This is a genomic window from Actinomadura sp. NPDC048955, assembly GCF_040649435.1.
In the GTDB taxonomy this organism is placed as follows: domain Bacteria; phylum Actinomycetota; class Actinomycetes; order Streptosporangiales; family Streptosporangiaceae; genus Spirillospora; species Spirillospora luteofluorescens.
Map to the genome: position 1 here is coordinate 98,347 of NZ_JBEZJI010000021.1, position 13,187 is coordinate 111,533.

Sequence of the window (13,187 nt, forward strand, 5' to 3'; positions counted from 1 at the left end):
CAGTCTCACCTGGTCCATGCTCAGGCTTGGCTCACGGACGGTTGGTCTCGTCCGTGAGCATGAACTCCTCGATCTCCTCCAGCTCCGGCCCGGTCACCGTGATCAGGCCGGCCTCGGCGAGCCACCGGACCCAGGAGAACGTGATCCCGGGCTCGCTGACCCACTCCTCGTCGGTGAGCTCGCCCCTGACGCGGAGCAGGGTGCGCTCGACCAGCTTCTGCAGATCGGCCCTGGAGACCCATCGCATCTTGTTGAACGAGCCCTTGTCGGGTTTGAGGCACCCCTCCGCTTCGGCGACGTACACCTGCCAGAAGTGGCCCGGTCCGTGCGGACCGTCTCCTCGCTTGCAGGGGTTGGGACGCCACACCTCGTCGTCGAACAGTGGCGTCAGTGATGTGACCGTCAGGCCCGTCTCCTCGCGGACTTCCCCGTGAGCCGCTGCGACGTAGCTCTTGAAGTCGTCCATGACGTGCCCGCCCACACCGGAGGCGCCGCGGCCGTCGGAGATGTCGCCGATCAGGATGCCCAGCTGCGGATCGATGATGATGACAGCGACGGAATAACCGTCGCACTCCTTCTTCTTGGGGGCAGCGTTCATCGCTGCTTCACTCCCTCTGTTTCTTGTTTGTCGGATTTTTGGCGCGGCACTATGCCGCACTTTGGACTGTCCAGGATCGGCCGCTCATCGCAATGGACGGGGAGCCTGATGGCCGGCCTTTTCGGCGCGGTGCGCAGGCCGATCAGAGCGGTGCGCACACCGGTCACCGCCCGGCGGTAACTCGTCCCCAACAGGGGTTGCGGACGGCCCAGATCGCCGGACGATCAAGACCGTGCCCGAGATCCGGGTGCCCTTGCGACGTCTCGGACGGCGCAAGGAGGTTCAACGGAGAACAAACATGACAGAACCGATTTGCTCCTCCGGTGCGGAGGAGCGCGGCAGGGCCCTGCCCGCCTCAGAGGCGGTCGAGCCGGCCTTGGTCGAGTCCAGCTCGACCCTGGGCCACCGTGCGCAGGCCGAGTTCGCCGAGGGCTTCCAGCTCCTCGACCCCGTCGACGTGCCGTTGGTCGCGGTGATGGGAAGCGCTCGGACCAAGGTCGACACGAAGGAGTACCAGCGCGGCGTCGAGGTCGGCGCGGCGCTGGTCGCGCAGGGGTTCGGCGTGATGACGGGCGGTGGCGGCGGCGCGATGGCCGCCGCCAACGAAGGAGCGCACAAGGCCGGCGGCGTGTCGGTGGGGCTGAACATCGAGCTCCCCTTCGAGCAGCGGCCCAACCTGTGGCACCGCATCGCGCGCAGGTTCCGGTACTTCTTCGTCCGCAAGGTGATGTTCGTGAAGTACTCGTGCGCGTTCGTCGTGCTGCCGGGCGGTTTCGGCAGCCTCGACGAGCTGTTCGAGATGCTGGTCCTCATCCAGACCAAGAAGGTGCCCGGCCGGCCGGTCGTGCTGGTCGGCACGGAGTTCTGGGGAGGCCTCATCACCTGGATCAAGGAGACCCTGCTCGCCGAGGGCATGATCTCCGAGGAGGACCTCGACCTGTACCACGTCGTCGACACGGCGGAGCAGGTCGCGGCCCTGATGCCCAAGCACGTCGTCTCCTAGGAGGCGGCGTGAAGTAGGGGTCCCGCTCTCCAGGCGGGATCCATGAGCGTCACTGGACTCCCGGTCGGGCAGCGTCTCGCTGCCCGACCGGGAGTTTCACGTATGTGCCGGCACTTTCGCCACCGCCCCCGGTGGGAGCCCCGAATCCCGCCGTCCGTCGCTCTTCCCTAGGCCGCTCATTCCACAGGCCGTCCAGGTAGTCGCGGCCTGTCCGTTCTGGCGGTGAGACCCGCGCGGACGGTGTGAATGCCGTTCTGTTACCGTCCGTCCGAAGAGGCGGAACCAGCGCGCTCAGAAGGCGCCCGGACGCCCCGGCCGGCGGAGCGGTGCGGCCGGCGGGTCCGCGGGGCCCTGGTCCATCTGGAGGGAACGGACTGCATGGCACTCAACCGTGATTTCATCGGGCGGAGCTTCCCGCCCAGCGAGCCCTACGAGGTCAGCCGGGTGAAGATCCGCGAGTTCGCGGACGCGATCGGTGACCGCAACCCGCTCTACCGCGACCGCGAGGCGGCCAAGGCGGCCGGGTACCCCGACGTCATCGCGCCGCCCACCTTCCCGATCGTGGTCTCCCTCGGCAACCCCGGCCTCGCCGACCCCGACCTCGGCCTCAACTACGCGATGGTCGTGCACGGCGAGCAGCGCTTCGAGTACACCCGCCCCCTGCGCGCCGGGGACGTCATCACCTGCACCTCGACGATCACCGAGATCAGGTCGATCGGCAACAACGAGAAGATGGTCGTGGAGACCGAGATCGCGACCGTCGAGGGCGAGCCGGTCTGCAAGTCCTACAACACGATCGTGGAGCGGGGTGCCTGATGACCGCCAAGGTGAACTACGCCGACGTCGAGGTCGGCACCGAGATCCCCAAGCAGACCTACGCCGTCGACCGCGCCAACCTCGTCATGTACGCGGGCGCGTCCGGCGACTTCAACCCGATCCACTGGCGTGAGGGCGTCGCCAGGGCCGTCGGCCTCCCGGACGTGATCGCGCACGGCATGTACACGATGGCGCAGGGCGGCCGGTTCGTCACCGACTGGGCCGGCGACCCGGGCGCCGTCGTGGACTACGGGGTACGGTTCTCCTCTCCGGTCGTGGTCCCGGACGAGGGCGGCGCGACCCTGGAGATCAGCGGCAAGGTGGAGGAGAAGCTCGACGACAACAAGGTCGTCGTGGCGCTCACCGCAAGGTCCAACGACCAGAAGGTCCTCACGCGCGCCAAGGCGGTCGTCAGGCTCGCCTGAGCGCGGCGGCACACCGGCCGGGGCCGCCCCGGCCGGTGCGCGCGTCACCGGACGAGGCGGCGTGAGGCGGGGCGGGCCGGCCCGGCGGCGCGGGGCACGGCAGGAGAGGGAGACGACGTGGCGGTGTTCGCCGAGGACGTGAACCTGGCCGGTTACACCACGCTGCGGCTGGGCGGTCCCGCGCGGCGCTTCGTCGAGGCGACGACCGAGACGGAGCTGGTCGCCGCCGTCCGCAAGGCCGACGACGAGGGCGAACCGGTCCTGGTGCTCGGGGGCGGCAGCAACCTCGTGGTGTCCGACGACGGGTTCCCCGGGACCGTCGTGCACATCGGGACGCGCGGCACCGAACGCGTCGCCGCCGAGGGCGGCAGGGTGCGCCTGCGCGTCCAGGCGGGGGAGGACTGGGACCCGTTCGTCGCCCGCTGCGTCGCCGACGGCCTCGCCGGCGTCGAGTGCCTGTCCGGCATCCCCGGCCGCGTCGGCGCCACGCCGATCCAGAACGTCGGCGCCTACGGGCAGGACGTCAGCGAGACGATCGTGGAGGTCCGCGCCTACGACCGGGAGGCCCGCGCCTGCGTCACCCTCGACCGCGACGCCTGCCGGTTCACCTACCGGCACAGCGCCTTCAAGGGCAACGACCGGTACGTCGTCCTCGACGTGACGTACGCCTTGTACGAGGCGGAGGAGTCGCAGCCCATCGCCTACGCCGAGCTCGCGCGGAGGCTGGGCGTCCAGCCGGGGGACCGGGTCACGCTGAAGGAGGCCCGCGACGCCGTCCTCGAACTGCGGCGGGGCAAGGGCATGGTCCTGGACGCGGCCGACCCCGACACCCGCAGCGCCGGTTCCTTCTTCACCAACCCCATCCTCGACCCGGACCAGCTCGCCGGGCTCGAACGCCGTGTGGCCGAGCGCCTCGGCCCGGACGCGACGTTCCCGCGCTACCCGGACGCGGGCGGCCGGGTGAAGACGTCCGCCGCCTGGCTCATCGACCGCGCCGGGTTCGCCAAGGGGCACGCGCGCGGACCGGCCCGCATCTCCACCAAGCACACCCTCGCCCTCACCAACCCGGGCGGCGCCAGCACCGCCGACCTGCTCGCGCTGGCCCGCGAGGTCCGCGGCGGCGTCAAGGACGCGTTCGGCGTCGAGCTGGTCAACGAGCCCGTCATGGTCGGTGTGACCCTCTGACCGCGGGGCCGCCCCGGCCTCGTTGGTAGGGTGGACGGCGTCGAGGGGGAGTAGTCCCAATCGCGTGGTCGACACACTGGCGCCGCCGACGGCGCCCGGTCACGCGGGCCCGGTTCACATCGCGGCGGACGAGACCTTCGGCCTGGCAGTCATGCCGGGCCGAGGTCGTGCGCGCGAGCCCCCGCCCTTTCGCCCGGCAGCACGAGCGAAAGGGAACCGGTGACCGCCTTCCTCATCAGCCTGGCTGTGATCTTCGTGGCCGAGCTGGGCGACAAGAGCCAGCTCATGGCCATGACGTTCGCCACCCGATTCCGGGCGCTTCCGGTGCTGATCGGCATCACGGCCGCGACCGCGATCGTCCACCTGGCCAGCGTCGCCCTCGGCGCGGCTCTCGGCGCCGCGCTCCCCACCGGCCCGATCTCGATCATCGCCGGCGTCGCGTTCCTCGGCTTCGCGCTGTGGACGCTGCGCGGCGACAAGCTGGACGACGACGAGCGGGACAAGGCGCGGCGCGCCACCGGATCGGCGATCCTCGCCGTCGGCGGGGCGTTCTTCCTCGCCGAGCTGGGCGACAAGACGATGCTCGCCACCGTCACCCTCGCCGCCGACCACGGCGGCCTCGCCGGGCTGACCGGCGTGTGGCTCGGCTCGACGGTCGGGATGGTCGCCGCCGACGCGCTCGCCATCGTCGTCGGCCAGATGCTCGGCCGCAGGCTGCCCGAGCGGGTCATCAAGTACGGCGCCGCCGCCGGGTTCGCCGTCTTCGGCGTGCTGCTGCTGATCGAGGGCATCACCGCGTGACGCGGCGGGAACACTCTTTCCAGGGCCCCTGAGCGACGGTGAGGCTCCACCGCGGCAGGGGCCGGACGGGAGTTACCACCGTGGCCCTACCCGCCTCCCTCCCCCCGCCGCGGCAGGCGCTCGGCGCGCGGCTCCAGCTGAGCGACGAGGCCGCCGCCCGCATCCGCGAACTGATCATGGACGGGCGCATCCGGCCCGGCGACCACCTGCGGCTGGAACGGCTGGCCCTGGAGTTCGGCATCAGCGTCACACCCGTCAGGGAGGCGCTGAAGTCGCTGCGCAGCGAGGGCTTCGTCGTCCTGGAGCCGCGGCGCGGGTTCGTCGTCGCGCCGCTGTCGCAACGCGACGTCCAGGACCTGTTCTGGGTGCAGGCGGGCATCGCCGCCGAGCTGACCGTGCGCGCCGCGTCCCGGATCGGCCCCGCCGCCCTGGGGCGGCTGGACGGCCTCCAGCAGGCATTGGCACGTGACAAGGCCGCGCGCCGCCCCGACCTGATGGAGGAGCGCAACCACCACTTCCACCGGGAGATCAACCTGGCCGCGGACTCGCCGAAGCTCGCCTGGTCGCTCGGCACGGCCGCCCGGTACGTGCCGCGCGGCCTGTACGGGCGGCTGGCCGACTGGCCGGACGTCGCCGTCCGCGACCACGGGCGGATCCTGGCGGCGCTCCGGGACGGGGACGCCCGCACGGCCGGCGAGGAGATGCGCGCCCACATCGTCCGGGCCGGGGAACTGCTGGTATCCCACCTCGACCGCCGGGGCCTGTGGCGCCCGGCCACGCGACCGCCGCAGTGACGGTCCACGCGACCGGTCACGCGGCCGGTCACGCGGTTCCGTCGCCGAGCCAGGCGTCGACGCCCGCCAGCAGCCGGCGCCGCACGTCGTCCGGCGCCGCCGAGGCCCGGATCGACTGCCGGGCCAGCTCCGCCAGTTCGGCGTCGGTGAACGCGTGGTCGGTGCGGGCCAGCTCGTACTGGCGCGCCAGCCGCGAGCCGAACAGCAGCGGGTCGTCGGCGCCGAGCGCGATCGACGCGCCCGCCTCGAACAGCCGCCGCAGCGGGACGTCCGATGCCGTCGCCGCCACGCCGAGACCCACGTTCGACGCCGGGCAGACCTCCAGCGTGACCCCGCGGTCCACGATGCGCTCCAGGAGCCGCGGATCCTCCACGGCGCGGACCCCGTGCCCGATCCGGTCGGCCTCCAGCGTCTCCAGGCACTCGCGGACGCTCGCCGGGCCGAGCAGCTCGCCGCCGTGCGGGTCCGACAGCAGGCCGCCGCGTTTGGCGATCCGGAACGCGCCCTCGAAGTCGTAAGCGCGGCCCCGCCGCTCGTCGTTGGACAGGCCGAACCCGACGACGCCCTTGCCGGTGTAGCGCACGGCGAGCCGGGCGAGGGTCTTGGCGTCCAGGGGGTGCCGGGTCCGGTTCGCCGCGATCACCACGCCGATCCCGACGCCGGTCGCCTCCGACGCGTCGCGCGCGGCGTCCAGCACCAGCTCCACGGTCGGGGTCAGCCCGCCGAAGCGCGCCGCGTACCCGCTCGGATCGACCTGGATCTCCAGCCAGCCCGATCCCTCCGCGGCCTCGTCCTCGGCGGTCTCGCGCAGCAGCCGGCGCAGGTCGTCCGGTGTCTGCAGGACCGAGCGGGCGATGTCGTACAGGCGCTGGAAACGGAACCAGCCGCGCTCGTCGGTGGCGTGCAGCCGGGGCGGCCAGTCCTCGACGAGGGCGTCCGGCAGATGGACGCCGTGCAGGTCGGCGAGCTCCACTAGCGTGGAGTGCCGCATCGACCCGGTGAAGTGAAGGTGCAGATGCGCCTTGGGGAGCAGGGCCACGTCCGGGCGGGCGGGACCGCGTGCGGGCACGGGCTCCCGGGGGTCCGGCATGGAACGGTCCTCGGCCGGACGGGCTGAAACGGTACGGGCCTCCATGAGCCAATGTTGCCGGATCATCGTCCTCCTCGAACGCCCGCCCCGGCAGGATCACCACACCGGACTACCTCGCATGACACGCGGCGGCCATCACGCCCCATGGGCATCCCCGAAAAAAGTTTGGAATCCCGTGCAACCCCCCACCGGCACCGTGCGTATACGAGGGGCGCCAGAGAGAGACAGGCACTCCTGAGCAACACCCCCCGAGCAAGACCCCCCGTCAGAAGGGAATCACGATGATCACGCTGAAGGCCGCCTTGATCGCAGCGTCCGCCGTCGGGACCGTGGCCGTGGGCGGCGGCGCGACGTGGGCCATGACCGGCTCCCACCACGAGGCCGGCCTCCAGTCGAGCGGCTCCAAGGCCCCCGCCGTGGAGCGCAAGCTGCAGGACGCCGCGCCCAAGGGCCTCCCGACGTGCATCCCGGCGAAGCTTCCCGCCAAGCCCGAGCTGCCCAAGGTCCCCGCCGACGGGGTGAAGAAGCAGGTCGAGCAGCACCTCAAGCAGAACCCGGCGACCAAGAACCTGCCGCAGGGCCAGCTGCCGAAGACGGGCGTCCCCGGCAAGGACCTGCCGCAGACCGGCATCCCGGGCGCCGAGCTCCCCGGCGCGAAGCTCCCGGACGGCACGACCCTCCCCGCCAAGCCCGGCGTTCCGGCGAAGCCCGGCGTTCCCGCCAAGCCCGGCGTCCCGGCGGACCTGCCGACCTGCGTGCCGTCCACCGGCGACCTGCCCGGCGGCGCCCCCGCCGCCAAGCCGAACGCGAAGGTGCCCGGCGCGCCCGCCAAGCCCGCCCTGCCCGCGCTGCCCAAGCTCGACTGCAGCACGCTGAAGCCAGCCGTGAAGGTCGGCAGCACCGTCGAGAAGACCGTCATGACCGCCAAGGGCCTGCGCTACGTGTCGGCCGTCCCCGGCTCCGCCGACCTGCGCAAGGCGCAGATCTGCGCCGTCACGCAGAAGTGGACCGGCAAGGCCGGCCAGTGGCTCACCGTCGAGACGATCAAGACGCGCGCCGGCATGACGCAGGAGCAGCTGCGCCAGGCGCTCGGCCTGCCCCAGGGCGGCACCCCGCTGACCATCGCCGGCGTGGCCGCCTGGCAGAGCCCGAACGGCAACGGCGTGCTGCTGTTCGACCCGAACGGCTCCTCGCTGTTCGTCAACGGCAGCCCCGTCCTGGCCGGTGGGACGAAGGACCTGGCCGCCGCCCTGCACAAGGCCGGCTGACACCCGGTAGCGAACCAGGACAACAGCAACTCAGCTAACACAACACAGGCGTGGGCGGGCGGCCCTGGCGCGGAGGCCGCCCGCCCCGACAGCACGAAACTGCCGGAACCGCTCTAGCCGGGACGGAGCACTGTGGGGCGTCGAGACGACGAGTCGTTCGTGGAGTTCGTGGCGGCACGCGGCGATGCCCTGCTGCGCACCGCGGCACTGATGTGCGGGGCCCGGCAGGACGCCGAGGACATCCTGCAGACCGCGCTCGAGAAGGCCTACCGCCACTGGGGCCGGCTGGAGGCGGGCAGCGATCCCGAACCCTACGTCCGCCGGATCCTGGTCAACCTGGTGATCAGCCGGTCCCGGCGGTGGAAGGTGCTCCGGGAGATCCAGATGGCGAGGCTCCCGGAGACGCAGACCGACTCGCCGAACCATTCCGTCGAACTGAGGGGGACCCTCATGGAGGAGTTGCGCAAGCTCGGCCCGCGGCAGCGCGCCGTGCTGGTCCTGCGCTTCTGGGAGGACCTTTCGGAGGCGGAGACCGCCCAGGCTCTCGGCTGTTCGGTCGGAACGGTGAAGAGCCAGGCGTCCCGGGGGCTGGCCAGGCTCCGGGAGCGCCTCGGCAAGAACCTGGCTCCACTGGGGAGATGAGCGATGGATCTGGAGAGTGAACTGCGGAAGGCCATGGCCGAGCAGGTGGCCGGGGCGACCGCGTCTTCGTCGCTCGTCACCGACGTGAAGCGGCGCCACCGCCGCCGCAAGGCCCGCCTTCACGCGGCCGCCGGCGTCGCGGCCGCCTCGGTCGCGGCCCTGGCCCTCGTGCCCACCTATCAGTCGTTCCGGGCCACACCCGCCGGGGACACCGAGACGACCCGTCCCAGCAACACCGTCTCGGCCCTCCGGCTGCCGGAGCGACCTCCCGCCTCGGGCCTCCCCGGGTCCCCGTCTCCTAAGGGGAGGTCCGAGGCAGGAGCCTCGCAGAAGCCGGAGCCGCGCGGCTCGTCCGCCCCGGGGGAGACCCCGGCCACGCCGGGCGCGGGCGGCATCGTGGACGCGCTGCCGAAGTGGATCACGTACCTGCCGGACGGCCTGGCCGCCGCCGGTCCGTGCGTGGTCTCCGGCGGCGGCGGCGCGGACCGCACGACCACGACGTGCACCTGGCGCGGCGCCGACGGCTGGGTGGAGATCGCCCTGGTGAAGGGCGGCAAGCTGACCGGCCCGCAGGACCTGCTGCGCGTGACCGGCATCCCCCGCCGCACGTCCGTCCACGGCATGCCCGCGCTGACCGGCGACCGCGCCGACTCGGCGCGGCAGATCTCCTGGCTTGCGCGGCACGGCGTCGGCGTCACCGTGACCGCCTCCGGCCCGGCGAAGGACCGGCTCATGCGCATCGCCGAGGGCGTGCGCCCCTGAACCCCGTTCCGGCGGGGCGTCCCACGGCGGAGAGGGGCCGTGCGCGGGACGTCCCGCCGGACCTCCTGGGACGGGAACCGGCGGAACCCGTCCCACACGAAACCGGCCCCGGGATTTGTGCGCCCGGGGCCGGTTTCGTGTACGCCGTGTTCGCGGTTCCGCGCGGGCGGCGTGCCCGTCGAGGTCAGCTCGCCTCGGACAGCAGCTTCGCGACGCGCGAGACGCCCTCGACCAGGTCGTCGTCGCCCAGCGCGTAGGAGAGGCGGAAGTAGCCCGGCGTGCCGAACGCCTCGCCCGGCACCAGGGCGACCTCGGCCTCCTCCAGGATCAGCGAGGCCAGCTCCACCGACGTCTCCGGGCGCTTGCCGCGCAGCTGCTTGCCGAGCAGCGCCTTGACCGACGGGTAGGCGTAGAACGCGCCCTCCGGCTCGGGGCACACCATGCCCGGGATCTCGTTCAGCATCCGCACCATCGTCTGCCGGCGCCGGTCGAACGCCTTGCGCATCTCCGCGACCGCCGACAGGTCGCCGGTCACCGCGGCGAGCGCGGCGGCCTGGGACACGTTCGCCACGTTGGACGTCGCGTGCGACTGGAGGTTCTGCGCGGCCTTCACCACGTCCGCCGGGCCGACCAGCCAGCCGACCCGCCAGCCGGTCATCGCGTAGGTCTTGGCGACCCCGTTCAGGACGAGCGTCCGGTCGGCCAGCTCCGGCACCACCACGGGCATCGAGTGGAACTCGGCGGCCCCGTACACGAGGTGCTCGTAGATCTCGTCGGTGACGACCCACAGGCCGTGCCCGTCGGCCCAGCGCCCGATAGCCTCGATCTCGTCGCGGCTGTAGACCGCGCCCGTCGGGTTGGACGGCGAGACGAACAGCAGCACCTTCGTCCGGTCGGTGCGGGCCGCCTCCAGCTGCTCGACGCTCACCTTGTAGCCGGTGGTCTCGTCCGCGACGACGTCCACGGGCACCCCGCCCGCCAGCTTGATCGACTCGGGGTAGGTCGTCCAGTACGGCGTCGGGACGATCACCTCGTCGCCCGGGTCGAGCAGTGCCGCGAACGCCTCGTACACCGCCTGCTTGCCGCCGTTGGTCACCAGGACCTGGGACGCGTCGACCCGGTAGCCGGAGTCGCGCTCGGTCTTCTCGGCGATCGCGGCGCGCAGCTCGGGCAGCCCGCCGGCGGGCGTGTACTTGTGGAAGCGCGGCACCCGGCAGGCGGTCACCGCGGCCTCGACGATGTAGTCGGGCGTCGGGAAGTCGGGCTCGCCCGCGCCGAACCCGATGACCGGGCGGCCCGCCGCCTTCAGCGCCTTGGCCTTGGCGTCGACGGCCAGCGTGGCGGACTCGGATATCGCGGCGATGCGCTTGGAGATGCGAGGACGGTCGATGCTCATGCCCCTATCGTTACAGACGGCGCACCGGGACCCGCAGCCATATATCCGGGCCGGTCGGACGGGTCGCCGCCGCGGCCTCCCGGCGGCCCCCCGATATCCGGTTCGACGCGGGCCCCTCCGGCACGTAGACTCCTCCTCCAAGTGACGTGTCGCCGGTATACGAGCCTGTCCGCACGCGGGCACCGATCAGGCCGTAAGCTGGGACCCGGCACCACCCGGTCCTGTGGTCGGGTTTCTCCTTAGCCGGAGAAGTGAAGGGCAGTGGCTCAATTGGTAGAGCTCCGGTCTCCAAAACCGGCGGTTGGGGGTTCGAGTCCCTCCTGCCCTGCGAGGTGCGGTGCGCGCACCCGTACCGGCCGCGCCATGGCGTCGCCGTGGCACTCCGCGGCACGGGACCGCGCGGCAACCACAGGGTGGTTGAATCACGACCTATGAGGTGAACGGCGGCAAATGGCGACTGAGACTCGCGACGAGCCCGAGGCCAAGGACGAGGGCAAGGGCAAGAAGAAGGCCCCTTCCAAGCGGACCTCGCCCGCGCTGTTCGTGCGCCAGATCATCGCCGAGCTGCGCAAGGTCATCTGGCCGACGCGGCGGGAGCTGGTCACCTACACGACCGTCTCGCTGGTGTTCGTGCTGGTCATGGTCGCGCTCGTCTCCGGCGTCGACTACGGGTTGCAGAAGGGCATCTACGAGCTCTTCGGCTGACGCCGCGCCGCCCGGCCCGGGCGCCGGGCCCCGCCGTACCTTCGCAAGTCCATCACCGCAGACCGAGAGAAGAGTTGACCGTGTCCGAGTCCTCACAGCCCTACGACGAGGCCGTTGAAGAGGCCCAGTCCGCTGCGGCTGCTGCGGCCGACCAGGCGGCTGAGCCCGCCGACGAGACGGCCGAGGCGGTCGTCTCCGCCGGCGACGCCGAGCCCGCGGACACGAAGCTCGAAGGCGAGGGCCCCGCGCCGGACGCGGCCGAGGGCGCCGCCGAGCTCGCCGAGTCCGTCGAGGGCGAGGACGCCGAGGAGGAGGCCGGGGAGGACGAGGCCGCCGCCGCGCCGCCGGTCGACCCCTACGCCGACTTCAAGATGCAGCTCCGGCTCCAGCCGGGCGACTGGTACGTCGTGCACTCCTACGCGGGCTACGAGAACCGGGTCAAGACCAACATCGAGACCCGGACGCAGACCCTCAACATGGAGGACTACATCTTCCAGATCGAGGTCCCGCAGCACGAGGTGACCGAGATCAAGGGCGGCAAGCGCCAGAAGGTCAACGAGAAGGTCCTGCCGGGCTACATCCTCGTCCGCATGGAGCTCACCGACGAGTCGTGGGCCGCGGTCCGCAACACCCCCGGCGTCACCGGGTTCGTCGGCCTGCTGAACAAGCCGTCCCCGCTCAGCCTGGACGAGGTCGCCAACCTGCTGGCCCCCGAGCCGGAGGAGGGCGTCGCCAAGGCCGCCAAGGAGCAGGCCAAGGCCCCCGCCACCGTCGACTACGAGGTCGGCGAGTCGGTCACCGTCATGGACGGTCCGTTCGCCACCCTCCCCGCGACCGTCAACGAGATCAACGCCGAGCAGCAGAAGCTCAAGGTGCTGGTTTCGATCTTCGGTCGCGAGACGCCGGTCGAGCTCTCGTTCAACCAGGTCTCCAAGATCTGACCGAGCCGCCTCGATCAGGTCGTATCCTGAACGGGTCGTCCCCGCGCACGCGGGGACGCTCAGGTCCTTGTCCCGGTCTTCGGACGCGGGACATCGACGACCCCCGCGCGACGCGGGGGATGGCCCCGACGATGTCGCCGCGCTCGTGAGAACGCGGATTCGCGCCCGCGCACGCGGGGACGCGGGGTCGGTCAAGGTCCCAACGCGGCGGTCCAGTTCCGCCCGCCGTGTTGCCCGGTCTCCGGGAGTCGGGACCACGTGAAACGGAACACGAGGGAGAGGCATGCCTCCCAAGAGGAAAAAAGTCGCCGCTCTGGTGAAGGTCCAGCTGCAGGCCGGCCAGGCCACCCCGGCGCCGCCGGTCGGTACCGCGCTCGGTCCGCACGGCGTCAACATCATGGACTTCTGCAAGCAGTACAACGCTGCCACGGAGGCCCAGCGCGGCAACGTCATCCCCGTAGAGATCACCATCTACGAGGACCGGTCGTTCAGCTTCGTCACCAAGACCCCGCCGGCCGCGCAGCTCATCCTGAAGGCCGCGGGCGTGGAGAAGGGCAGCGGCGAGCCGCACAAGACCAAGGTCGGCTCGGTCACCCGCGACCAGGTCCGTGAGATCGCCACGACCAAGATGCCCGACCTCAACGCCAAGGACCTCGACGCCGCCGAGAAGATCGTCGCCGGCACCGCGCGGTCGATGGGCATCGAGGTCAAGTAAGACGTCCCAGTGGGAGGGCCGGCGCTGGCCCCGACCACGAGTTCCG

The 13,187-nt window shown here is 71.6% G+C and carries 15 protein-coding genes and 1 tRNA gene; 13 read left to right on the plus strand and 3 right to left on the minus strand.

Annotated features, from left to right (window positions below; translation table 11 throughout):
• Positions 1 to 31 precede the first annotated feature (31 nt).
• On the minus strand, positions 32 to 598 hold the full coding sequence (locus tag AB0C84_RS21295; protein ID WP_361068848.1) for an NUDIX domain-containing protein: 567 nt from the start codon (positions 596 to 598) through the stop codon (positions 32 to 34).
• A gap of 298 nt (positions 599 to 896) precedes the next feature.
• Between AB0C84_RS21295 and AB0C84_RS21300 the strand changes: the two genes are divergently transcribed.
• The 6 genes from AB0C84_RS21300 (at position 897) to AB0C84_RS21325 (ending at position 5,622) form a co-directional block, all read left to right on the plus strand.
• Positions 897 to 1,601 (plus strand): TIGR00730 family Rossman fold protein, encoded by a 705-nt coding sequence (locus tag AB0C84_RS21300; RefSeq protein ID WP_361068851.1) that lies wholly within the window; start codon positions 897 to 899, stop codon positions 1,599 to 1,601.
• A 378-nt stretch (positions 1,602 to 1,979) separates the two neighbouring features.
• A complete protein-coding gene (locus AB0C84_RS21305) occupies positions 1,980 to 2,417 on the plus strand; it encodes a MaoC family dehydratase N-terminal domain-containing protein (protein WP_179837730.1) in 438 nt (145 codons plus the stop codon).
• The gene (locus AB0C84_RS21310) at positions 2,417 to 2,842 is read left to right on the plus strand and encodes a MaoC family dehydratase (RefSeq protein ID WP_179845890.1); all 426 of its coding nucleotides are present in this window, start codon (positions 2,417 to 2,419) and stop codon (positions 2,840 to 2,842) included. Before AB0C84_RS21305 ends, AB0C84_RS21310 begins: the two co-directional genes overlap by 1 nt.
• 117 nt (positions 2,843 to 2,959) lie before the next feature.
• Complete coding sequence (locus tag AB0C84_RS21315) at positions 2,960 to 4,027, plus strand: UDP-N-acetylmuramate dehydrogenase (protein ID WP_258943698.1); 1,068 nt, start codon at positions 2,960 to 2,962, stop codon at positions 4,025 to 4,027.
• Positions 4,028 to 4,246: 219 nt separating this feature from the next.
• Positions 4,247 to 4,828, plus strand: coding sequence for a TMEM165/GDT1 family protein (locus tag AB0C84_RS21320; protein ID WP_179845892.1), 582 nt, complete (start codon positions 4,247 to 4,249; stop codon positions 4,826 to 4,828).
• Between the two features lie 80 nt (positions 4,829 to 4,908).
• Positions 4,909 to 5,622 carry a GntR family transcriptional regulator gene (locus AB0C84_RS21325; RefSeq protein WP_361068856.1) on the plus strand — a complete coding sequence of 238 codons (714 nt, stop codon included), beginning with the start codon at positions 4,909 to 4,911 and terminating at the stop codon, positions 5,620 to 5,622.
• A gap of 28 nt (positions 5,623 to 5,650) precedes the next feature.
• Here AB0C84_RS21325 and AB0C84_RS21330 read toward each other — a convergent pair whose 3' ends face one another.
• Positions 5,651 to 6,712: an adenosine deaminase gene (locus AB0C84_RS21330; protein ID WP_361068859.1), complete on the minus strand. Its 1,062-nt coding sequence runs from the start codon at positions 6,710 to 6,712 to the stop codon at positions 5,651 to 5,653.
• A 281-nt stretch (positions 6,713 to 6,993) separates the two neighbouring features.
• Between AB0C84_RS21330 and AB0C84_RS21335 the strand changes: the two genes are divergently transcribed.
• The 3 genes from AB0C84_RS21335 to AB0C84_RS21345 all read left to right on the plus strand — a co-directional run bounded on the left by AB0C84_RS21335 (position 6,994) and on the right by AB0C84_RS21345 (position 9,384).
• Positions 6,994 to 7,980 (plus strand): hypothetical protein, encoded by a 987-nt coding sequence (locus tag AB0C84_RS21335; protein WP_361068862.1) that lies wholly within the window; start codon positions 6,994 to 6,996, stop codon positions 7,978 to 7,980.
• 132 nt (positions 7,981 to 8,112) lie between these two features.
• Positions 8,113 to 8,622 carry a SigE family RNA polymerase sigma factor gene (locus AB0C84_RS21340; protein WP_179845895.1) on the plus strand — a complete coding sequence of 170 codons (510 nt, stop codon included), beginning with the start codon at positions 8,113 to 8,115 and terminating at the stop codon, positions 8,620 to 8,622.
• A gap of 3 nt (positions 8,623 to 8,625) precedes the next feature.
• Positions 8,626 to 9,384 (plus strand): hypothetical protein, encoded by a 759-nt coding sequence (locus AB0C84_RS21345; RefSeq protein WP_361068867.1) that lies wholly within the window; start codon positions 8,626 to 8,628, stop codon positions 9,382 to 9,384.
• A gap of 184 nt (positions 9,385 to 9,568) precedes the next feature.
• On the opposite strand, the gene AB0C84_RS21350 is transcribed toward AB0C84_RS21345, so the two are convergent.
• On the minus strand, positions 9,569 to 10,780 hold the full coding sequence (locus AB0C84_RS21350; RefSeq protein ID WP_361068870.1) for a pyridoxal phosphate-dependent aminotransferase: 1,212 nt from the start codon (positions 10,778 to 10,780) through the stop codon (positions 9,569 to 9,571).
• A gap of 255 nt (positions 10,781 to 11,035) precedes the next feature.
• On the opposite strand from AB0C84_RS21350, the gene AB0C84_RS21355 reads away from it, so the two are divergent.
• The 4 genes from AB0C84_RS21355 to rplK all read left to right on the plus strand — a co-directional run bounded on the left by AB0C84_RS21355 (position 11,036) and on the right by rplK (position 13,141).
• Positions 11,036 to 11,108 (plus strand) — tRNA-Trp (locus AB0C84_RS21355).
• Positions 11,109 to 11,230: 122 nt separating this feature from the next.
• Complete coding sequence (gene secE / locus AB0C84_RS21360) at positions 11,231 to 11,485, plus strand: preprotein translocase subunit SecE (RefSeq protein WP_179845898.1); 255 nt, start codon at positions 11,231 to 11,233, stop codon at positions 11,483 to 11,485.
• 80 nt (positions 11,486 to 11,565) lie between these two features.
• On the plus strand, positions 11,566 to 12,426 hold the full coding sequence (gene nusG, locus AB0C84_RS21365) for a transcription termination/antitermination protein NusG (RefSeq protein WP_339155499.1): 861 nt from the start codon (positions 11,566 to 11,568) through the stop codon (positions 12,424 to 12,426).
• A 283-nt stretch (positions 12,427 to 12,709) separates the two neighbouring features.
• The gene (gene rplK / locus AB0C84_RS21370; protein ID WP_179845900.1) at positions 12,710 to 13,141 is read left to right on the plus strand and encodes a 50S ribosomal protein L11; all 432 of its coding nucleotides are present in this window, start codon (positions 12,710 to 12,712) and stop codon (positions 13,139 to 13,141) included.
• Positions 13,142 to 13,187: the final 46 nt, after the last annotated feature.

Bases quoted from the DNA above. Each gene is read 5' to 3' on its own strand.
- secE (WP_179845898.1), top strand. From the start codon at position 11,231: ATGGCGACTGAGACTCGCGACGAGCCCGAGGCCAAGGACGAGGGCAAG.
- AB0C84_RS21305 (WP_179837730.1), top strand. From the start codon at position 1,980: ATGGCACTCAACCGTGATTTCATCGGGCGGAGCTTCCCGCCCAGCGAG.
- AB0C84_RS21330 (WP_361068859.1), bottom strand. From the start codon at position 6,712: ATGCCGGACCCCCGGGAGCCCGTGCCCGCACGCGGTCCCGCCCGCCCG.
- AB0C84_RS21335 (WP_361068862.1), top strand. From the start codon at position 6,994: ATGATCACGCTGAAGGCCGCCTTGATCGCAGCGTCCGCCGTCGGGACC.
- AB0C84_RS21310 (WP_179845890.1), top strand. From the start codon at position 2,417: ATGACCGCCAAGGTGAACTACGCCGACGTCGAGGTCGGCACCGAGATC.
- AB0C84_RS21345 (WP_361068867.1), top strand. From the start codon at position 8,626: ATGGATCTGGAGAGTGAACTGCGGAAGGCCATGGCCGAGCAGGTGGCC.
- AB0C84_RS21295 (WP_361068848.1), bottom strand. From the start codon at position 598: ATGAACGCTGCCCCCAAGAAGAAGGAGTGCGACGGTTATTCCGTCGCT.
- AB0C84_RS21300 (WP_361068851.1), top strand. From the start codon at position 897: ATGACAGAACCGATTTGCTCCTCCGGTGCGGAGGAGCGCGGCAGGGCC.
- AB0C84_RS21350 (WP_361068870.1), bottom strand. From the start codon at position 10,780: ATGAGCATCGACCGTCCTCGCATCTCCAAGCGCATCGCCGCGATATCC.
- rplK (WP_179845900.1), top strand. From the start codon at position 12,710: ATGCCTCCCAAGAGGAAAAAAGTCGCCGCTCTGGTGAAGGTCCAGCTG.